At 26.5% G+C, this 20,797-nt stretch carries 19 protein-coding genes, 1 pseudogene and 1 riboswitch; of the genes and pseudogenes, 17 read left to right on the forward strand and 3 right to left on the reverse strand.

From position 1 onward, the window contains the following. Positions 1–107: 107 nt before the first annotated feature. Positions 108–223, reverse strand: a riboswitch (FMN riboswitch). Between the two features lie 276 nt (positions 224–499). From IR151_RS14725 to IR151_RS14740, 4 genes are all read left to right on the forward strand, one after another. After that, entirely contained in the window at positions 500–1,579 is a 1,080-nt protein-coding gene (locus IR151_RS14725) for an ATP-binding protein (protein ID WP_227435772.1), read from the forward strand. A gap of 174 nt (positions 1,580–1,753) precedes the next feature. Further along, complete coding sequence (locus tag IR151_RS14730; protein ID WP_227435774.1) at positions 1,754–2,641, forward strand: AraC family transcriptional regulator; 888 nt, start codon at positions 1,754–1,756, stop codon at positions 2,639–2,641. Continuing rightward, positions 2,638–3,054 carry an SRPBCC family protein gene (locus tag IR151_RS14735; protein ID WP_227435777.1) on the forward strand — a complete coding sequence of 139 codons (417 nt, stop codon included), beginning with the start codon at positions 2,638–2,640 and terminating at the stop codon, positions 3,052–3,054. The genes IR151_RS14730 and IR151_RS14735 overlap by 4 nt, the downstream gene beginning before the upstream one ends. 310 nt (positions 3,055–3,364) lie before the next feature. Beyond that, positions 3,365–4,738, forward strand: a complete 1,374-nt coding sequence (locus tag IR151_RS14740) for a metallophosphoesterase (protein ID WP_227435779.1) — start codon at positions 3,365–3,367, stop codon at positions 4,736–4,738. Between the two features lie 233 nt (positions 4,739–4,971). On the opposite strand, the gene IR151_RS14745 is transcribed toward IR151_RS14740, so the two are convergent. Genes IR151_RS14745 through IR151_RS14755 form a run of 3 tightly spaced genes read right to left on the reverse strand, consistent with a single transcriptional unit; the run spans position 4,972 to position 6,846 of the window. Continuing rightward, positions 4,972–5,616, reverse strand: a complete 645-nt coding sequence (locus tag IR151_RS14745) for an ABC-2 transporter permease (RefSeq protein WP_227435780.1) — start codon at positions 5,614–5,616, stop codon at positions 4,972–4,974. Beyond that, positions 5,613–6,470 carry an ABC transporter ATP-binding protein gene (locus tag IR151_RS14750; RefSeq protein ID WP_227435782.1) on the reverse strand — a complete coding sequence of 286 codons (858 nt, stop codon included), beginning with the start codon at positions 6,468–6,470 and terminating at the stop codon, positions 5,613–5,615. The genes IR151_RS14745 and IR151_RS14750 overlap by 4 nt, the downstream gene beginning before the upstream one ends. Beyond that, complete coding sequence (locus IR151_RS14755; RefSeq protein WP_227435791.1) at positions 6,463–6,846, reverse strand: GntR family transcriptional regulator; 384 nt, start codon at positions 6,844–6,846, stop codon at positions 6,463–6,465. Before IR151_RS14755 ends, IR151_RS14750 begins: the two co-directional genes overlap by 8 nt. Positions 6,847–7,811: 965 nt before the next feature. Here IR151_RS14755 and tnpB point away from each other — a divergent pair. The 13 genes and pseudogenes from tnpB to IR151_RS14820 all read left to right on the forward strand — a co-directional run bounded on the left by tnpB (position 7,812) and on the right by IR151_RS14820 (position 20,462). Continuing rightward, a pseudogene (gene tnpB / locus IR151_RS14760) lies at positions 7,812–8,921 on the forward strand (IS200/IS605 family element RNA-guided endonuclease TnpB). Positions 8,922–9,127: 206 nt separating this feature from the next. Then, positions 9,128–9,808 (forward strand): DUF881 domain-containing protein, encoded by a 681-nt coding sequence (locus tag IR151_RS14765; RefSeq protein ID WP_227435794.1) that lies wholly within the window; start codon positions 9,128–9,130, stop codon positions 9,806–9,808. Then, on the forward strand, positions 9,801–11,180 hold the full coding sequence (locus IR151_RS14770; RefSeq protein WP_227435796.1) for a GspE/PulE family protein: 1,380 nt from the start codon (positions 9,801–9,803) through the stop codon (positions 11,178–11,180). Before IR151_RS14765 ends, IR151_RS14770 begins: the two co-directional genes overlap by 8 nt. Before the next feature lie 151 nt (positions 11,181–11,331). Continuing rightward, entirely contained in the window at positions 11,332–12,417 is a 1,086-nt protein-coding gene (locus tag IR151_RS14775) for a type II secretion system F family protein (protein ID WP_227435798.1), read from the forward strand. Between the two features lie 52 nt (positions 12,418–12,469). Further along, positions 12,470–12,820 carry a type II secretion system protein gene (locus IR151_RS14780; RefSeq protein WP_227435800.1) on the forward strand — a complete coding sequence of 117 codons (351 nt, stop codon included), beginning with the start codon at positions 12,470–12,472 and terminating at the stop codon, positions 12,818–12,820. Between the two features lie 261 nt (positions 12,821–13,081). Further along, a complete protein-coding gene (locus tag IR151_RS14785) occupies positions 13,082–13,954 on the forward strand; it encodes a pilus assembly protein PilM (protein ID WP_227435807.1) in 873 nt (290 codons plus the stop codon). Beyond that, positions 13,955–14,398: a hypothetical protein gene (locus tag IR151_RS14790; protein WP_227435809.1), complete on the forward strand. Its 444-nt coding sequence runs from the start codon at positions 13,955–13,957 to the stop codon at positions 14,396–14,398. A 14-nt stretch (positions 14,399–14,412) separates the two neighbouring features. Beyond that, positions 14,413–14,997 carry a hypothetical protein gene (locus IR151_RS14795; protein ID WP_227435811.1) on the forward strand — a complete coding sequence of 195 codons (585 nt, stop codon included), beginning with the start codon at positions 14,413–14,415 and terminating at the stop codon, positions 14,995–14,997. A gap of 252 nt (positions 14,998–15,249) precedes the next feature. Continuing rightward, positions 15,250–16,290, forward strand: a complete 1,041-nt coding sequence (locus IR151_RS14800) for a YecA family protein (RefSeq protein ID WP_227435821.1) — start codon at positions 15,250–15,252, stop codon at positions 16,288–16,290. 80 nt (positions 16,291–16,370) lie between these two features. After that, positions 16,371–16,736, forward strand: a complete 366-nt coding sequence (locus IR151_RS14805) for a hypothetical protein (protein ID WP_227435824.1) — start codon at positions 16,371–16,373, stop codon at positions 16,734–16,736. A gap of 4 nt (positions 16,737–16,740) precedes the next feature. Further along, positions 16,741–17,058 (forward strand): hypothetical protein, encoded by a 318-nt coding sequence (locus tag IR151_RS14810; RefSeq protein WP_227435827.1) that lies wholly within the window; start codon positions 16,741–16,743, stop codon positions 17,056–17,058. Positions 17,059–17,105: 47 nt separating this feature from the next. Then, positions 17,106–18,710: an FAD-dependent protein gene (locus IR151_RS14815; protein WP_227435830.1), complete on the forward strand. Its 1,605-nt coding sequence runs from the start codon at positions 17,106–17,108 to the stop codon at positions 18,708–18,710. Between the two features lie 123 nt (positions 18,711–18,833). After that, positions 18,834–20,462, forward strand: coding sequence for a Na/Pi cotransporter family protein (locus tag IR151_RS14820; protein WP_227435832.1), 1,629 nt, complete (start codon positions 18,834–18,836; stop codon positions 20,460–20,462). Positions 20,463–20,797 lie beyond the last annotated feature (335 nt).

A 20,797-nucleotide genomic window follows, 5' to 3' on the forward strand; every position in this document is an offset into this window, starting at 1 on the left:
CCTATGTCTTAGGTACCTTAGAATATGTTTATTTTCATGAATAAATGCGGTAGTTGAAGGATTTGTATAGATTACTCATGTAAAATTACATAAAGGTACTCGTATACTATTTTCTTCTACCATCCAGATTTTACTGTCGGCTTTGGAATTTGACCAAATTCTGCCATAAGGCTCGCGGGCTTTTACCGCCGATAGGGAATTTCACCCATTTCTGAAGAAAAACAGATGTATTTTTTAATTTTATTTTAACATAAAATAACAATCGAGACAATTAGATTTAAGCAACACAGACAGTTACACCACAATATAGAAGGTTTTATTATACTTTTGGACAAAATCTAAATTAGAGTAAAATAATAGATTGAAATTAAGTAAAATAAGTTATTGTCATTGCTGAATGATAAGTTTTATATTTAGTAAAAGCATAAAGCTGTAACAAAACTCGTATAATATTAATATCTTAATTAAGAGGTATGGTAAATTATGAGGAGGCGCTAATATGGAAGGAAAGATAAAAAAGGCATTTCCAGGTGGAAACACATCACAAGGCTCATATTCTTTTTTTGACTATATAATTCCGGAAAATGTAAAAAGAGTTTTTTGTTTAAAGGGTGGACCTGGAGTAGGAAAATCCTCACTAATGAAAAAAATTTATAAAGAGTTTTTGCATAGAGGATATGATATTGAATTATATCATTGCCCTTCTGACCCAAGTTCGTTGGATGGTGTAGTTATAAAGAAACTAGGCGTGGTACTTATGGATGCAACTGCTCCACATACTGTAGACCCTAAACTCCCAGGTGCTTTGGACGAAATAATTAATTTAGGAGATTACTGGAATACAGAGGAGTTAGAAAAAAATAGACAAGAAATTTCAAACTATGATAAAGATATTAGTAATGCTTTTAAAAGAGCATTTAAATTTTTAAAATCAGCAGAGCCAATTTTTAGAGATATCGAGGAAAAATATTCTGACTGTATGGACTATGGAAAAGTAAATTTAGTTACAGAAGAATTCATAAAAAGATTATTTGATGGAGTAGATAGTACAGGAAAGTTAAAGAAAGAAAAGCATTTATTTGGCTCAGGGATAACTCCTGTAGGATGCTTAGATTATACAGAACATATTTTAAAGGATGTAGAGAAGGTTTATTATTTATCAGGGGAAATAGGCTCTGGGAAAACTACACTTTTGAGTAAAGTGTACAAAAAAGCAATTGAGAAAGGTTTGAATGTAGAAGTTTATCACTATCCGCTTATTCCTGAAAAAATTGAAACTATATTATTAACTGATTTAGATATAGGAATAACTATAAGCAGTATTTTTAAAGATGAAGATACAATTGATTTGAATCAATTTTTAAATAGAGAAAAATTACTTAAATACGAAGAAGATATTAAATTTGATGAGAAAGTTTTAGATGACTTAATTTGTTGGTCAATTTTAAATCTTAAGAGAGCTAAATCAAAACATGATATTATAGAAAGTTACTATAGTCCGAATATGAGATTTGATGAAGTAGGAAAATTGAGAGATGAATTAGTTAAGAGAATCTCAAAATATGAGGAAAATATATAAAGTATGTCTGTTTAAAATTAATATTAACTAGTATATATAATCAACAGCAGACTGCTATGGCTTTAAAGCTATGGCAGTCTGCTGTTTTTTGCTATAATTTAAACAGATAAATCTTTGCACAAAAAGACAAGAAAATTTAGAGAATTTATTATAAAATATGGGGGTACATATGAAATGAAATGGCTAGATGGATTACAACAATCTATTGATTATATTGAAGAAAATATTTTAGAAAAGTTAGATTATGAATATTTAGCAAGGTATACAAATATGTCAGTGTTTTATTATCAACGAATGTTTAGTGTATTAGTAGGTATATCTGTTGGTGAATATATTAGGAATAGAAGATTAACACTAGCTGGGCTTGAATTAACTACTTCAAATAGTAAAATTATAGACATAGCTTTTAAATATGGTTACGAAACAGCAGAAAGCTTTACTAAAGCCTTTGTTAGATTTCATGGAATAACGCCATCTATTGCTAGAAAAGGAAATTCAAGCCTAAAATCATTTAGCAAGATAACATTAAAAATATCTTTAGATGGAGGAAATACTTTAGATTACAAAATTGTCGATGAGGGAGAATTTTCAGTAATTGCTTTAAAAAAACAATTTTCGAAAGATGAAGATGTATTTAGAAAACAAATACCAAGGTTTTGGCAAGACTTGTTTAAGAGTAGTTTGTATAGAGAACTAATTTCTTATGTAAAAGAAAACACTATTACAAAAGGTGGGATTTTAGGAATAGATGAAATGGCAGTTTCACAAAACAAACAATTATTTAATTATTATGCAGCTGTTGAGACAGATGAAAAACCTAAAAATGATAAATTTACCTTATTTAAAATACCTTCTCATAAGTGGGCTATTTTTAAGTGTACAGGTGCCATGCCAAATTCTATTCAAAACTTATGGGTAAAAATATATAGTGAGTTTTTCCAATGCTCTAGCTATGAACCAGTTGCTGATTTCAATTTTGAACTTTACCTTGAAGGAGATAGTAATAAAGATAATTATGTTAGTGAAATTTGGGTTCCAATAAAAAATAGGAGGAGTTTATGAAAAAATGTAGAGTATCTGAGATAACAGCTTATTTTAATGCAGATGTGGAAACAGTTTGGAATATAGTTACAGACAATCGTGATTATAAATGGAGAAGTGATATAAGTAAAATTGAAGTATTTGATGATGGAAGTACTTTTATTGAGTACAATAAGGATGGAAACAGTACAAAATTTACTGTTACAGAAAAAACTAAAAATAAGCTTTATAAATTTAACATGGAAAATAAATTTTTCTATGGTAATTGGCAAGGTGAATTTTCTGAAGAGAATGAAAAAACTAAAATAGTGTTTATAGAAAATATATATGTTAAAAATCCTATTATAAAAGTTTTATCTTATCTCTTTATGAATTTAAAAAAAATACAAATACAATATGTTGAAGACTTAAAAAGAAAATTAAATGAGATGTAAAAGATTAATATCTTATCTATAGATAGATTTATTATAATCTTATAGAGTTATTTTATTGTGAAAATTGAGGGAATTATATAATTGACTTTGATGATAATGTCTAAAGGTGTATTAAAAAAGTTACTATTATGAGTGACTTTTTTTTATGTAAACAAGAGCATATTCTGGTATATAAGTAAGCTTTTATGTAATATATAGATGACTTTTATATATTAGTGTAGTATTATTGATACTAGATTTTTATTATAAATTAAATATAATAGAGGATTAAATTAAGATTTATACTTAAAAAAATAAAATTGGAGGATTTATGAAGAATAAAATAATTATAGGTATTACTTTTTTATCTATACTACTAATGTATGGATGCACTTCAAAACAAACAACAGAAATAAATGTATTAGCAACTACCGATTTACATGGAAACCTACCTTATGAGTTAACTTCTTATATAAAAGAAGAACGAGAAAAAGATAAAAATATAACTCTAGTAGATGCAGGAGATTTCTTTGATAGTGGACCAATTGGTTCAACTATGGAAAAATATTTTGATGATAGACGAACTGACATTGATAATAAAACAGAAAAGTATGTAGAAGCTCCTATTGCAAAAGAAATGAAAGAAATAGGTTATGATTCTGTAGTTCTTGGAAATCATGAATTTGTATCTAACTCTAAATTTTATTTAGATAATATGATATCTGATTTTAATAAACAGGATATTAATGTATTATCAGCCAATACGTATAAGAAAGATGGGAGTAGTTACACAAAGCCATATATAATAAAAAATATTAATACTCCTAAAGGTAATGTTAAATTAGGTATTCTAGGTCTTACAATAAAAGAAGTTGGAGAAAATGTGGATTCTAATTCTTTAGAGTTAAAAGACCAAGGAGGTTATAATGGTGAACTATATATGAATGACTTAGTAGATGGTGCAAAAAAATGGGTTGATGTAATGAAAAAAGATAAAGTAGATATTATAGTTTCTGTAGTACATTCAGGTGAGAAACCTAAAAAACCTAAAAATCCAGGAAATAGAATACAAGATTTGGCTCAAAACGTTGATGGTATTGATGCAATAGTAGCTGGACATACACATGTTCAAATTAAACAACATGACTATAAAAATAATTTAGGAGAAAAAGTTATAGTTACGCAACCAGGAAAACATGGAGAATGTGTTTCTAAAATTAACTTTAAACTAGAAAAAAATAATGATAAATGGAATGTTGTTGATAAATCTAGTGAGTTATCCACGTTTGAAAAAAATCAAGAAATGGATAGAGTTGGTGAATTTTTTGGAAGTATTTTTAGTCTAGATGGCAAAACTAAAGAAATTAGCTTAGGAAAAGTGCTTCCTTTTAAATGGGATAAACTATATGTATTTAAACCATATACACCTGTTGAAACAATATATAAAACTGTAGGATATAAATGGAGAAATATCATACCAACAGATAGTGAGGATATGGTGCAAATGGTATTTATGAGTAATAAAAAACCTATTTGTTATATATATGGTGATTCTAATAAGACAGGATTAAGTTTAAAGATTGATAAGTCTGAATATAAAGATAGTATTATAACGGTTTTACCTAATGATAATGATAATTTTAAAGTTCAAAAAGATGAAAAAACTTTCAAAGTGAATCTTGAGCATATAAAAAAGAATATATAAATAACTAATAGAAATACTATGTTTACATAAAATATGTAATCTTCTGTACATTGTAAGAATCCAATTAGAAATTTTATTATGATTGAATTCTTACAATGTACAGAAGATTTACTTTTACATATATGTATATAAATCTTTGGTTTTTTATATAATTATATTGGATAAATATTTAATATATCTTATAAAAAATAAACAAAGTATAAAATATGTATTTTTGAAGTTTAATCATTACATTATCGTCTACTTTTATATAATAAGAAAGATATTTTATAAGATACTACTAAAATAATAAAACTAGAAATAAGCTCCAAAATAGAAAATATGCCTTGGTTGCCTATTATAAAATCTATTACGAATGATATTTTATCAATCAATGAAGTCATTAAGACTAATGTTAATACAATGATATATGGAATTAATGACCAAAATCTTGCTTTTAGATATCCCATCTTAAAAAAGATAGGTATTTGAACTCCCACTATAGCAGAAAAAATTAAAAAAGAAGTACTTATTCCTAGTATAATTTCTTGAATATCAATAGGTTCACTTTTTAAAAATAATACTATTATTGAAAGTACAGTAATTAGAAATACTGTAAATACAAAGTTAAGTAAAATGAAAATATAGCGACCAAAAACTATATCTTTTAATTTAATCGAAAGAGTAGCATATAAGCGACTTAAGTTATTTTTTTCTTCTATAGCAAAAATGTTAGAAATCATAAGGGCAACAAACCAAGAACAAGTAATATAAAGTGTTAATGTTGATGAGCCCATATATGAAAAAAGCATTATAACAGCTAACAAAACTAAATTCATATTAAAATAGGATTTCATTGTAAAAATATCTAGTTTAGTAAATTTAATTGAATCGGTCATCTTATTACACCTCTCTTGCTAACTTTTATAACTATATCATCAATAGTAGCAGTATCTATGATACAGCTATTGTATTTAACAGTATCATTTGTATGAATTAATCCATCAAATCCAATATCTGTTTCACGCAGACCAATAATATCTTTTTTAAGTGTATCTGTTAAATCTCTTGGTATTCCTTTAATTAATCTAAACTTTTCTAATAAATCTTGCAAACTTCCAGTATAAAATAATTCTCCATTATTTATAAAAGTGATATAATCAGCAATTTTTTCTAAATCAGTAGTAATATGAGTAGAGAATAATACACTTCTATCTCCATCTTTTATGTAGTCTTGTAGAATTTCCAAAAGTTCATCACGAGTTACTACATCAAGCCCACTTGTGGGTTCATCAAGTATAAGCAACTTAGCATTATGAGAAAATGCACATGATAACATAAGTTTCATTTGCATACCTCTAGACAATTCACTTATTTTTTTATTTAGAGGTAGATTAAATCTGGTTATCATACTTTTAAAAATATCGTGATTCCAATCCTTATAAAAAATAGATATAGCTTTTTCAGTATCTTTTATTGACCAATTATCTGCATAAAATATATTATCAAATACAGCACCAATATTCTGCTTAATAAGATTTTCATTTTTAGCATTGTCCATATCAAAAACTAAAATCTCTCCTTCATCTTTTTCTAACATATTTAGAATTAATTGTATAGTTGTTGTCTTACCTGCACCGTTTGGGCCGATTAATCCCATTATATATCCCATTGGTAAAGTAAAACTTATATTTTTTAGATTAAAATCATTAAAGTTTTTACTAACATCCTTTAGTTCCAAATAATTATTCACTTTTTTCCACCTCCAATAATAATCTCAAAAGACTTATAATTTCTTTATCTGTCATAGACGCTCTTTGTGCCGCTTGTATTGCATTATTGAGATTTGATTCTACTTCTCGTATTAACTGTTCACGAATAAGTTCAGAGCTACTTGACATAACGAAAAATCCCTTACCTTGACGGCTCATAATAAAACCTTCTTGCTCAAGTTCATTATATGCTCTAGTAGTAGTCAAAACGCTAATCTTTAAATCTCTTGCTAACTGTCTAAGTGAAGGTAGCATTTCATTTTCTTTTAATTCTCCTGAAAGAATTTGTTCTTTAATCTGTTCTTTAATTTGTTCATAAATAGGTAAGCTAGAACCATTTGAAATAATTATATTCAAAAAAACACCTCTTTAACTGTATTGTTATATACAAGTACAGTATAAACAGTTGGATGTTTTTTGTCAATATAAAAAATTACAATATACATTTGCAATAATAATCTATATGTATTTATTCTGAAACGTTTTTAAATTGAAGTATTTAATCAGAAAGATAGTGTTTAAGCAAAAATATTGTCAATATACACTTTTAAGATTAGTTTATATCTATTTATCTAGGCATTATTCTTTAATATATATTAAAGGTATAAGTTATATAATTAAATTTGATACTTTTACTACTTATAGCAAAATCTCATATACCTATACATTCAATGTTAGTAGGGTGGGGACACAAGTATAATGTATGATATTATATACTAAAAGATGAATTTTAACGTATAACTTTGATTAAAAAATAGTTACGCACACTCATGACTTTAGTCATGAGTTAGTAGCTAAAATAGTCAGCATATAGGAAAACTTATATGTAGAGATAGGATAGAACCAATTCAATACTAATTGAATTGCTGGAAACCCCTAAAGCTAACCAAGCTAAAACATAAGGATAAAACTAAGTGTGAAAGTTACGAAAGTAGAAAAAATTGGTTAGATGGTATAAGGTTAAACTCTAAATACTTTAAAATGGGCAATCAGCAGGTAAGCTCCGAATAGGAGAGACTTCAACGACTATTCCTCTTGAGGGAAGTACACTACAAGCTATTGGTAGTGGAGGTGGGTAGACATTAACGGATAATGCCGAAGGATAGGATATAGTCTGTACTTGCATGAAAGTGTAAGAAGTTCATAAGAGAACTGCATAGGTAGTAGCGAACTTGTGTGAACGACAACCTCAAAAATGATAAAAGTTAAGACTTACAGTTCTTACATATGTTATTTAGAAATAAATATAAAAACCTTCAAAATGCTTGTTTTAAATAATTATATTTGTTAAAGTTATAATCAGAAAAAACAAGTAAAGTGAGGTGATAGTAGTGGAAAAATCTTATAAGTTTAGAATGTATCCAAATAAAAAACAGCAAGAGTTAATTAACAAAACTTTTGGATGTTGTAGATTTGTATATAATAAATATCTTTCTAAAAAAATAGAAGTTTATGAAAATGATAAAGAAACTTTTGCTTATAAGCAGTGCAGTTCTGATTTAACCAATTTAAAAAAAGAATTAGATTGGCTTAAAGAACCTGACAAATTTTCACTACAGAACACCTTAAAAGATTTAGAAAACGCATATAAAAAATTCTTTAAAGAAAATACAGGATTTCCTAAATTTAAATCAAAGAAAACTAATAGATTTTCATATAGAACGAACTTTGCAAATGAAAATATTATGTACTTTAGTCAATATATAAAATTACCTAAACTTGGCATGGTCAAAGTAAGGGATAAACAAGTACCTCAAGGGAGAATACTTAATGCTACTGTATCTAGAGAGCCAAGTGGTAAATATTATGTATCATTATGTTGTACTGATATAGATATTGAAGCATTTGAAAATACTAATAATCAGGTAGGTTTAGATTTAGGAATTAAAGAATTTTGTATCTCAAGTTGTGGACAATTTGTAGAAAATCCTAAGTATCTTCTAAAGTCATTAAATAAACTTGCTAAATTACAAAGAGAATTATCGAGAAAAACAATTGGTAGTTTAAATAGAAATAAAGCAAGATTAAAAGTTGCAAGACTTCAATAACATATAGCTAATCAGAGAAAGGATTTTCTACAAAAACTATCTACCAAATTAATACAAGAGAATGATATTATTTGCATAGAAGATTTACAGGTAAAGAATATGACTAGAAATCGCAAACTATCTCGCTTAATTTCTGATGTGTCATGGTCAGAATTTGTTCGTCAATTAGAATACAAGGCTAATTGGTATGATAGACAAATTGTAAAGGTAGGTAAGTTCTTTGCAAGTTCACAAATATGCAATAAATGTGGGTACAAAAACGAGGCAATAAAGAATTTAAATATAAGAGAATGGATTTGTCCTTGTTGTAATGTAACTCACGATAGAGATATAAATGCAAGTATAAATATACTAAAAGAAGGATTAAGACTAATAACAGTTTAAAATAGATAACTTATGTAAGAACCGTAGGAACTACGGGGATAGCCTGTGGAGAATTGGTAAGACATATGTTAGTATGCAAAATTCTATGAAGCAGGAACCCTGTGACTTTAGTCATGGGAGGTTCAGATAATAAGCATATGTAAATGTTTAATATTTAATTAAAGAAAATTATCATATAAAAATAAATTTGTAAGGAGTAATACAGTATGAAAAAACAATATGTGTTTATAATACTAGCAAGTACTATTTTAGGTATGCTTGTTGGAACCATATTTAGAGATTATAGCAATGAAGAAACAGTTTATACAAGTAAGGATAAGTCAATAAGAAAAGAAATAAGAATAACAAGAAAATCTATAAAAGAACTGGCAAAAGAGAAAGATAAATTAGATAAAGAAATTAATTCAATGAAGAAAAATCAAAAGAATTCTGATGAAATCTCTAAAATAGAAAGTCTTAGGGAGAGTCTTTCATATTCAGATGTAAATGGTAGCGGAATAGTATTAAGTATAGATGCCATAGATGAAAAAACAGGAAACATTGCCAATAGCATAGACTACAATAAAATCCTTGTGAAAGTCATAAATGAATTAAAAGCAAATGGAGGAAAATACATAGAAATAAATGGTCAAAGAATTAATCAGTACTCAGAAGTTGTACTTGCAGGTAGCCATATAAATATAAATGGAGTTCCAGTGGCACAACCCTATGAAATAAAATGTATTGGTGATAAAGATAAACTATCTAGTTACGTAGATAAAGGTAGTAAATATTTAGATAGTATACAAAGTACTTATCCAATGAAAGTTAGTATAAAAGCTGAAGAAAATATCTCTATGAAAAAACTAAAAATACCTAATAAATTAAAGTATATAAAGGGTGAGTAAGATTATATTAGAGGAAAGCAGTTTACCAATGTTAATACCAGAAAAACTTGCAAAAAAATATAATGTATTTCCAGTGGAATTTCAAGATGACAATCTAGTAGTAGAAATAGAAGATGAAGACATATATGCACTACAAGACTTGAGACTAGCAACAGGGAAAGAAATTATATTAAAAAAAGAAAGAAGAGAACTTATAAGTGAGAAGATAGAAAAATATTACAATAGCTTTGAACTTGATGAAAATTATGCAAAAAAATTATTTGAAAATCTTATAGAGAAAGCTATAAAAGAGAATGCAAGTGATATACATATAGAACCATTTAAAGAGCATTTGATAGTTAGAATGAGAGTTGATGGAGAGTTAAAAGAAATATCAAAATTTTTAATAGATGTTTATCCAGCATTAGCTACAGTTGTTAAATTAAAAGCTTCAATGGACATAACAGAAAAAAGACTTCCTCAAGATGGAAGAGTAGACATAAAGCTAGATGATAGTTTAATTGACATTAGAGTTTCATCAATCCCAACTGTATATGGTGAAAAAATTGTTTTGAGAATCCTTAATAGAGATACTTTTTTAAAAGATAAATCAGAACTTGGATTTTCAGAAGAAGCGATAAATTCTATAAATCATATAATAAGTAAAAGAGCTGGAATATTATTAGTAACAGGGCCTACAGGGAGTGGAAAGACTACTACAGTATATTCCTTATTAAATGATTTAAGAGGGATAAACAAAAATATAATGACTATAGAAAATCCAGTAGAATACAAGATGGATGGAATAAGTCAAATACAAGTAAATTCAAAAGTAGGATTGAGTTTTGATGTAGGTCTTAAAGCTATATTAAGACAAGACCCAGATATAATAATGGTTGGAGAAATCAGAGATGCAGAAACAGCTAAGATAGCAGTAAGAGCCGCTATAACAGGCCATTTAGTTATAAGCACTTTGCATACTAATGATGCAGTATCTTCTATAGCTAGACTATTGGAAATGCAAATCCCACCATATCTTTTAAATGCATCTCTTATAGGTGTAATATCTCAAAAACTAGTTAGAAAGGTTTGTAATCATTGTAGTCATGAGATTATGATAAAAGATGATTTTAGTGGAGATGTAAATACTAAAGTAGCTGTAGGCTGTGAAAAATGCAATGACAAAGGTTATTTTGGTAGAACAGCAATTTATGAAATTCTAGAAATCAATGATGATATAAAAACATGTATAAGGGATATGAAGGATTCTAGTATTGTTAAAGAAGTAGCACAAAAAAATGGAATGATAACATTTGAAGATAGCTGCCAAAGGCTAATAAATGAAAAAATAACAACATTAGAAGAATGTTTAGTAGTAAACGAAATAATTTAATTAAACAGTGTAATCAAACTTCATACAATCGATTTTAATAAAAATTCTCGATTGTAAATCATATCTAGATAAAATAAAATTAACATATTAAATTAGAAAATATCGAGATTATTTAATTGTAATTAATATAATTTGGAAGGAATTATAATACATGAAATTATCTAAAAATATATTTTATAATTTAGACAAGATTCATTTACTCTTAAACAAGATTCGTGATAAAGAGCTTAGAATAATTTGCAAAGAAATAGGTATTTTACTAGAATCTGGATGTGAAATTACAAAGATATTTCAAGTTATTGAAGGACAATCTAGTAAAAAAGTAAAAAGTTTGTTTAATACAGTATCAAATCATATTCAAAATGGGAACTCCATAGCAGAATCATTTCAAATCACAGGAACATTTTCTAAATTTTTTATAAGTATGATAAAAGCGGGTGAAACCAGCGGAAACTTAGATATAATAATGAGCGATTTATCTAATTATTACGATAAAGAATATAAATTAAAAACAAAAATAATAACTATTTTAATCTATCCAATAATACTTATCATATTATCTGTAATATCAATAGTATTTATCTTTATATTTGTGATACCAAATTTTCAGGTGGTTTTTGCCAGTAATGGAATTGAACCACCTTTCATAACTAAGGTTTTAATAGGAATTTCTATAATAGTTACAAATCATCTAGGTTATTTAATATTTAGTCTTATATTGATTTCAATAGGAACTATTTATTTTTTTATAATGAATAATAAACTAAAGAAATTAATTAATTTATTTAAGTTCAAAATACCTTTTTTAAAAGGAGTTAATCAATTAATAGCTACAACTAGATTTTCAAGGGCATTATCTATTTTACTTAGTAGTGGGATACAAATAGTGGATGCAATAGAGATGTCAGCAAGTGTCATAGATAATGAATTCATTTATGAAAGACTAAAGATTTCTAATAATTATATAAAAAAAGGAAATAGTATAGGTAAGTCTTTGAATCTAGCAAATATATTTCCTAAGTTATTTGTTTCAATGGCAAATACAGGTGAAGAAAGTGGAAAACTCGATAAGAGTCTAGATGTAATAAACAGATTTTATGAAAATGAATTAAATAATAAAATAGAGCAGATAATGAAATTTGTAGAGCCTGTAATAATTGTATTCATGGGATTGATTGTTGGAGTTTTTGTTTTATCAATGGTTATTCCAATGTTTGATGCAATTACTAGTTTCTAATATAAAAATAAATTTTACTAAATAAAACTTTTAAAAAGGAGCGAAAATTTAATTGATAAATAAAAAACGAAAAGGATTTACACTTGTTGAGATGATTGTAGTAGTAACAATTTTAGGCGTTATATCTAGTATAGCATTAGTTAAATATGGTAAGGTCCAAGAAAGTGCTAAGATAAATGCTGATTATACAAACGCAGCTAATATAGTAACCGCAGCGAGTATGGCTATTAATGATGATGAAAATATAGTTGAATCTCTAAGTGTAGAATCACTTAAAGAAAAAGGTTATCTAAGTACAGTTCCAGTTCCTCAAAGTACATCAGGTAAGTTTGAACTTGTTATAAGTGATAATGGTACAGATATAAGTGTAAATGTAAACTCAAAACAATTTTATCCGAGATAATATTTGTTTTTATACGTTTTTAGTGTCAAATTATAAAGATATTTTTAGTATTAAATTATAATGAATTGTAGATATATTAAGTTTAATTCAAAACATAATTAAATGATTTAAATAGGTATTGATTATTTAAAGTTAATATATGCATAAATAAAAGATTAAGTATTTATATAATTAAAATATGGCTATATAAATACTGTATAGGCTTTGTAAAAATCAAATATACTGTGTAAAATTTAAAAGCTATTATCACCTAAGGAGGAGATGGTTATAATTAAAAAATTTTTAACTTTAGAAATAAATGACGATTATATAAGGGTTGTACTTTTAAGAAAAAACTATAAAAAAATATTTATAGATAAATCTATTATAAAAGAAGTTAGCTTTAATATTAAAAGTGATATTGATGAGATTGAAAAAACTGGATATGTAGAAAATGTAGTAAAATTAGTAAAAGATGAAATAAATAATATAAAAAAATCATACAAAAATTTGTACTTTAATATTCAAACTCAAGACATAGTTATTAGAAATATTGAGATATTGAATACTAAGAAAAAAAGAGACATATTAAACATGATAGAATTTGAGATAACACAATATATTCCAATAAATATAAATAACTATTCAATAAAATATAAAATTATAAACTCTAGTAAGGATAAGTTAAATATACAAGTAATTCTTTTTCCTAAAAATATTATCAAAGTAATTAAAATCATTTCAGAAAGTCTAAATATGAACCCAAAAGCGATAAACATAAATTTTGATATACTACAAAAACTTATAAGTTTAAATTTAATAGATAATTTTATAGAAGATGGAGTGTTTATAGAATGCAAAAAAAATCAATTTATTATAAACATAACAAAAAATAAAAAAATAGAAGAAACATATCTATTATCAAAAGAAATAAAATCCTATGACTCAGTAAAAAAATTAATAAGTAGATTTAAATATGTTTATTATTATGGTATAGAAAATTGTTTTATAGAGGAGTATTTTAAAGATACAGAAAAAATTGCTGAAGTAAATCCATTGAGATTAAAAAATAAAGTAAGGGTGGAAAATAATTTTGATAAGGGTTTAAGAGATACTAGTATAACTTATATAAGCAGTATAGGGATGATTATTTAAATGAAAGCTTATAAAACAATAAATTTTTTAAATGGATTTAAAGAAATTAAGCGATATAATAAAATCTATAAAATAACGATAATATCAATTTTAATATGTGTTTCATTAAAAATGTTTATGTATATGAAATCTATAAATGAATTAGAAAATTATATAAGTCACAATAAACCCATAAATGAATCTAAATATACTGTACCAAATCTGGAAAAAACAAAAGAAAAGTTTTCTAGAATAAAGCTTGATGAAATTAAAAAAATATATGAAATAGTTGGAACAGATAACATTACTAAAATATCTATAGATAAAAACAAAATGGAGATGGAAGGAGTATGTGATAATCTAGATATTTTAGATAATTTAAGAAAAATAAATTACATAAAATATTACTATATAGACAGCATTATAAGAGATGGAGAATGTTATAAATTTAGAATAAAAAGTTAGAAAGGTGATTAATTTTGAAATTAAATAAGAGAGAAAAAAATCTGATGAAAATATTGCTAATATTAATTATTGTATTAGTAGTTAATGTAATGTCCAGACCTCTAGAAGAGAACCTAACTAATTTGAAGAAAGAAAAACAAAATATAGTGAATGAAATAAAACGACAAGATAATTACAAAATTAAAGGTAATGGGTACAAAGATGATAGATATGTAAAAAATGTTGAATTAGATAGTAATACAAAATTAAAAAATAATTTTAATAACTCATTTTTAGATAAAAAAACAAATAAAGATATAGTATTATTAGTAGAAAATGAATTGAGAGATATTGTAAATGTGGAATACATCAATCAAGAAAGTCGCTTAGACAACTACAGTAAAAAACAAACTAATTTAGAAGTAAAAGTTAATGGAGAACTTGAAAATGTGTTGAAACTTGAAGGTGTAATGAAGAACTTAAGGTTACATAATAAAATTGAAAAAATAGAAATTAATAAATTAAAAACAAGTAATCTTGAGGCCAAAAACTTTTCAAATGAATATAAACAAGAAAAAAACAATCTTGTAGAATGTAAAATGACAATTAGAGTCACATAACAAAAAAGAATAGATAAAGTAAAAAACTATTATCAGTTCATAAAACTTTATAGAAGAATTAGTTTTACGATAATCCATTTCTGTAAGAGGGATTGTTAGTGATTTTATCGAAATCCTAATTAAAGTGAATATATTATACCAAAATATAAGTAAATTTGAGATAATATTTGCTTATACTATAGATTGATTGATAAAAAAATGGTATAATAACAAATTGTACTTTAATTTAATAATAAGGGAGTGGAAGTCATATTGTTAGGGAGAAATGAGCTATGCCCTTGTGGAAGTGGCAAAAAATACAAGAAATGTTGTTTAAATAAAGATATTGTTTCAGAAAGAGCAAGCAGAAAAACTGAACTTTCACAAAAGCAATATACAGATTTATATTCAAAATTATATGATTATTCAAGACAGGATAGATTCAAAGATGAATGTGAAAAAGCTAAAGAAATGTTTTATATAATGCAAAATGATACTGTAAATGAAAAGTTCGAAAGATTTTTTAATACGTATTTAATACAAGACCACATAATGGAAAATAAAAAGGTCATGACGGTTGGATTTCTTGAAGAGAATGGTGCAAACCTAAGTCAATCAGAAATATCAATATTAAAAAGTTTGTTTGAATCCTATGTAAGCATTTACGAAGTAAAAGAAATTTCTACAGGAAAAATAGTTTTAAGAGATTGTTTAAGTGGGAAAGAACTTTACACAGAAGATGTAAAACTTCTAAGAAGCTTTAAAATCGGAAGCTGTATGATAGCTAGAATAATTGATGTTGAAGGAACTAATATATTAATAGATGTAACTATAAGTATATCAAATGAAGTTAAAGATATAATTTTAAATGATGTTATGAATTTATTTAATCAATATAAAGACCTATATAAAGATATGAAGACGTTCTTAATTTATCATACACATGTATTATATAAATATATACAACAGCTTTTAGACCCAAGTATAGCCGAATATTTAAAAAGAGAAAGAGATAAAAATGATAATAAAAAAGTTAATTTAGAAGGTGAATTAGCTGAAGTAGAATGTAAAGTTTTAGATACTCTTAAAGAAAATGTGGAAAAAGAAAATATAGATGCATGTATAGAGTTCTGGAATGAATATAAGAAAAGTCATGAAAATATAAAAGGAGCTGAAAGTGGTTGGGCAGCTGCTGTTGAGTACTATGTTAAGAAAGAAGCAGGACAACCTATAACTCAAGTGCAAATATCAAAAAAATATGATATAAGCTCTAGTACATTAGGAAAAAGATACAAAGATTTAAAAATATCTTAATTAATTATAAAAAGCTTTAAGTCATAGATAAAGAATCTATAGTATAATATATGTATAATGTGTAGAAAGAGGTATTAATAATGAGTCTTAGTTTAGGAAATGCAATTGCTGTATCAACAAACTTTATAAAATCTAACCCAGCAGTACCTGTATACGACGGAGAAGAAATATATGCAGTTATTTATCATATAGAAATAGGATATAATAATGGTGTATCACCTGATACTAAACAATATATAATAATAGACTATAAAGAGTTCGATTTATCTATGGATAGAAAAAATGAACTAGTAGAAGTTGCTAAGGAGTACTGCAAATCTAAAAATATTGTAGAAAATGAAAATCTTGAAATAAATCTTTTGGATAATGAAGAAGCAGAAAACTTCTTAGAAAAGGTATTTAATAACATGAAAGTTATAAGAGGCCTTATAACTAAAAGAGGATAAGTTAATGGAGTTTATTGGTATAGAAAATATAACACCATATGAAAACATATATGAATTTAGTGTATATAAATACGATGATGAAATCACTTTAGGTAGTGAAGATTTATATATATGTGAATTAAGGGTTATATTAATTAAAGTTAATTCTTTATACGTTGAAAGATTGAATAAATCAGTTGAAGCAATGGTTTTAGTAAAAAATCTAAAAAAAGATTTGGATAAAGAACTTATTGTAGACAAAATAAAGAAATTTGTGCTAGACGAAATTTGGGTAGAAAATCTAGTAAAAGAGAATATAGAAGTTATATTTGTAGAAAGCTAGGAGTAACCCTAGCTTTTTTATATTATAATCTAAGAGAGGAAAACAATATGTTAAGGGTATCTAATATAAAACTTGGAATCGATAAAGATATATCTTTATTAAAAGATATTGTACTTAAGAAATTAAGAATAAAAGAAAAAAACTTAATAAAATATAGTATATATAAAGAATCTATAGATGCTAGAAAAAAAGGGAAGATGGAATTTGTTTATTCTGTAGATGTAGAAGTTAGAGATGAAAGTAAAATACTAAGCTCAAAAATAAAAGATGTAACAAAAATAAAAGATGTAAAATATGTAAATGTAGCTATGGGTCATAAAAAATTGAATAATAGACCTTTAGTAATTGGAAGTGGACCAGCTGGTCTATTTGCAGGGCTTATTTTGGCTCAAATGGGTTATGAACCAATTATACTTGAAAGAGGTCTTGATGTTGATAGTAGAACTAAGGACATAAGTAATTTTTGGACGACTAGAAAGTTTAAAAATAATTCAAATGTTCAATTTGGAGAAGGTGGAGCAGGAACTTTTTCAGATGGGAAACTCACAACTAGAATAAAAGATATACGATGTAGAAAAGTGCTAGAAGAATTAGTTCAGTTTGGAGCACCAGATGAAATATTATATTCACATAAGCCACATGTTGGTACAGATATATTAAAAAGTGTAGTTAAAAATATAAGAAATGAAATAATAAATCTAGGTGGACAAGTTAAATTTGATTCAAAAGTTACAGATATAGTTGTATTAAATAATTCTATACAATCTGTAATTGTAAATGATAGTGAAAAAATAGATACAGATGCAGTTATATTAGCTGTTGGGCATAGTGCAAGAGATACTTATGAGATGTTGCATTCAAGAGGTGTAAAAATAATTCAGAAACCATTTGCAATAGGAGCTAGAATTGAACATCCTCAAGACTTGATAAATAAAGCACAGTATAAGGAATTTTATAATCATCCTCGACTAGGAGCTGCTGATTATAGACTTATAGAACATGTCTCAAATGGAAGAACAGCATATACTTTTTGTATGTGTCCAGGAGGCAGTGTCATAGCATCTGCATCAAATGATTTTGAAATAGTTACAAATGGAATGAGTGAACATGCAAGAGATAAAATAAATGCTAATAGTGCATTTCTAGTAAATGTACTTCCAGAAGATTTTGATAGTGATAATCCACTAGCAGGGGTTCATTTTCAGCAAAAATATGAGAAATTAGCTTTTGAATTAGGTGGTAAAAATTACAATGCGCCAGTTCAACTTGTTGGAGATTTTATTAATAATAAGACTTCTGAAAATTTAGGAAGTGTTGAACCATCATACAAACCTGGATACAAGCTTACAAATCTCAATGAATGTTTGCCTAGTTTTGTAATAGAAACTATGAGAGAAGCATTTATATCTCTTGATAAAAAATTAAATGGATTTGCAATGCATGATGCAGTCTTAACTGGTGTAGAAACTAGGTCATCATCACCAATAAGAATAGTAAGAGATGAAAACAGTTTGGAGTCAATAAGTATTAAAAATTTATATCCCTGTGGTGAAGGTGCTGGATATGCAGGTGGAATAGTCACAGCAGCAGTAGATGGTATAAAATGTTCAGAAAAAATAATACAAAAATATGCTAATAACACAAAAATTTAACATAAACTTAATGATTTTTTAATATTTAACATGAATTTAACATTACTACTCCTATAATTTGATAAAATACAATAGGTTATAAAATTTTTAAATATAGTAATCTCTTTACAAGGAGGAAATAATTTGAATATTATAATAAGTCTAATGGGTGGATTAGGGCTGTTCTTATATGGTATGAACCTTATGGGAGAAGGTCTGCAAAAATCTGCTGGGACAAAATTAAAAAAGATAATAAAATTACTTACTAGTAATCTATTTATGGGAGTTTTAGTAGGTACAGGAGTTACAGCAGTAATACAAAGTTCAAGTGCTACTACTGTAATGGTTGTTGGTTTCGTAAATGCAGGCATAATGACTTTAAAACAAGCAATAGGGGTTATAATGGGTGCTAATATAGGTACTACTGTTACAGCCCAATTAGTATCTTTTGATTTAGCTGGAATGGCTCCAGTAGCATTAGGTATAGGTATTATACTTTATTTATTTGGAAATAAACCTAGAATAAAAAATATAGCCGAGATACTTATAGGTTTTGGGATATTATTTACAGGTATGGATTTTATGAAAATGGCAGTTGAACCATTAAAGGACTATCAAGGGTTCACTGATTTACTTGTTACATTTGGTAATTATCCGCTACTTGGACTATTATTAGGATTTGGTATTACAGCAATAATACAGAGTTCAAGTGCATCTATGGGTATGTTGGTTGCATTAGCAGCAGAAGGTTTAATACCACTAGCAGCAGCATTACCAATTCTTTATGGTCAAAATATTGGTACATGTGTAACTTCATTGCTATCAAGTATTGGTGCTAATAAAAATGCACGAAGAGCAGCTATGATGCATTTAATCTTCAATGTTTTGGGAACAGTAATATTCTTATTGTTGTTGAATAAACCAATTGTAAATTTAGTTACAAGTTGGGACCCAAGTAATGTTGCAAGACAAATAGCTAATACACACACATTGTTTAATATTATATCCGTCTTAATACTTCTACCATTTACAAAGGTTATCATAAAACTAGCCATTAAGCTTGTTCCTGATAAAGCTGGTGATGCAGATGAAGATGAAGCTAAGACTATTAAATATATAGATGATAGAATGATAGAAACTCCTTCCATAGCTCTTGCTAATACGATAAAAGAAGCACTTCGTATGGGAGAAAAAGCTAAGGAAAGCTTAAATGCATCTATGGAAGCGTTAGTAGAACATTCAACTGAAAAAATAGATAAGACATACAGACGTGAAAAACTAATAAATGATTTACAAAAAGCTATCTTAAATTACTTGCTTAAACTTTCAAAGGCACCTTTAGATGATAATTCTAGAGAAGTTGTAGACACCTTATTTAATACAGTTAATGATATAGAAAGAATTGGTGACCATGCTAAAAATATAGCTGAATTATCTCAAGTTGCAATAGATTCAAATATTTCTTTCTCTGAAGAAGGACAAGCTGAACTTGATATTATGTACAATAAAGTTGTTTCAGCTTATACTTATGCTTTAGAGTCAATGAGAACTGATGATGTGGATTTAGCTTGTAAGGTTATAAAAATTGAAGAGCAAGTTGATATAATGGAGAAATCTTGTAGAGCTAATCATATGTATAGATTGAATAATAATTTATGTAGTATAGAAAATGGAGTTATTTATTTAGATGTAATAAGTAATCTAGAAAGAATATCTGACCATGCTGTTAATATAGCACAACAAGTTATAGCTAAGAGATTGGGAACTGATTAAAAATGGTAATTTAAAATAAAATAAGAATTAAAATAGATAATTAACAAAAAAGAAGGAGTTGTCTTAAAATTGATTTTTTCTAATCAAATTTTAAGTTCAACTCCTTTAAAATTTAGGCTAATTATTCTTAATAAATCATCATAAAGAATAATTGTTTCAATGTCTAATGGCGATACAATTTGTTTATAACACTGTATATTTTATAATCAAAATATTAAGCTATTTCTTTAATTTGTTTAAATGAATTTTCATTTCCATTTCCACCAATTTGTGTTACTGATTTAAATCTCATAGTTTTAAATAGTTCTTTTTGACTATAGTCTAGTAAATTTCCT

The organism is Clostridioides sp. ES-S-0006-03 (assembly GCF_020662275.1).
Taxonomy (GTDB): domain Bacteria; phylum Bacillota; class Clostridia; order Peptostreptococcales; family Peptostreptococcaceae; genus Clostridioides.

Excerpts from the sequence above, each read along its gene's own strand:
- IR151_RS14725 (WP_227435772.1), top strand. The coding sequence starts at position 500 with ATGGAAGGAAAGATAAAAAAGGCATTTCCAGGTGGAAACACATCACAA.
- IR151_RS14730 (WP_227435774.1), top strand. The coding sequence starts at position 1,754 with ATGAAATGGCTAGATGGATTACAACAATCTATTGATTATATTGAAGAA.
- IR151_RS14735 (WP_227435777.1), top strand. The coding sequence starts at position 2,638 with ATGAAAAAATGTAGAGTATCTGAGATAACAGCTTATTTTAATGCAGAT.
- IR151_RS14740 (WP_227435779.1), top strand. The coding sequence starts at position 3,365 with ATGAAGAATAAAATAATTATAGGTATTACTTTTTTATCTATACTACTA.
- IR151_RS14745 (WP_227435780.1), bottom strand. The coding sequence starts at position 5,616 with ATGACCGATTCAATTAAATTTACTAAACTAGATATTTTTACAATGAAA.
- IR151_RS14765 (WP_227435794.1), top strand. The coding sequence starts at position 9,128 with ATGAAAAAACAATATGTGTTTATAATACTAGCAAGTACTATTTTAGGT.
- IR151_RS14775 (WP_227435798.1), top strand. The coding sequence starts at position 11,332 with ATGAAATTATCTAAAAATATATTTTATAATTTAGACAAGATTCATTTA.
- IR151_RS14785 (WP_227435807.1), top strand. The coding sequence starts at position 13,082 with ATGGTTATAATTAAAAAATTTTTAACTTTAGAAATAAATGACGATTAT.
- IR151_RS14790 (WP_227435809.1), top strand. The coding sequence starts at position 13,955 with ATGAAAGCTTATAAAACAATAAATTTTTTAAATGGATTTAAAGAAATT.
- IR151_RS14805 (WP_227435824.1), top strand. The coding sequence starts at position 16,371 with ATGAGTCTTAGTTTAGGAAATGCAATTGCTGTATCAACAAACTTTATA.
- IR151_RS14810 (WP_227435827.1), top strand. The coding sequence starts at position 16,741 with ATGGAGTTTATTGGTATAGAAAATATAACACCATATGAAAACATATAT.
- IR151_RS14815 (WP_227435830.1), top strand. The coding sequence starts at position 17,106 with ATGTTAAGGGTATCTAATATAAAACTTGGAATCGATAAAGATATATCT.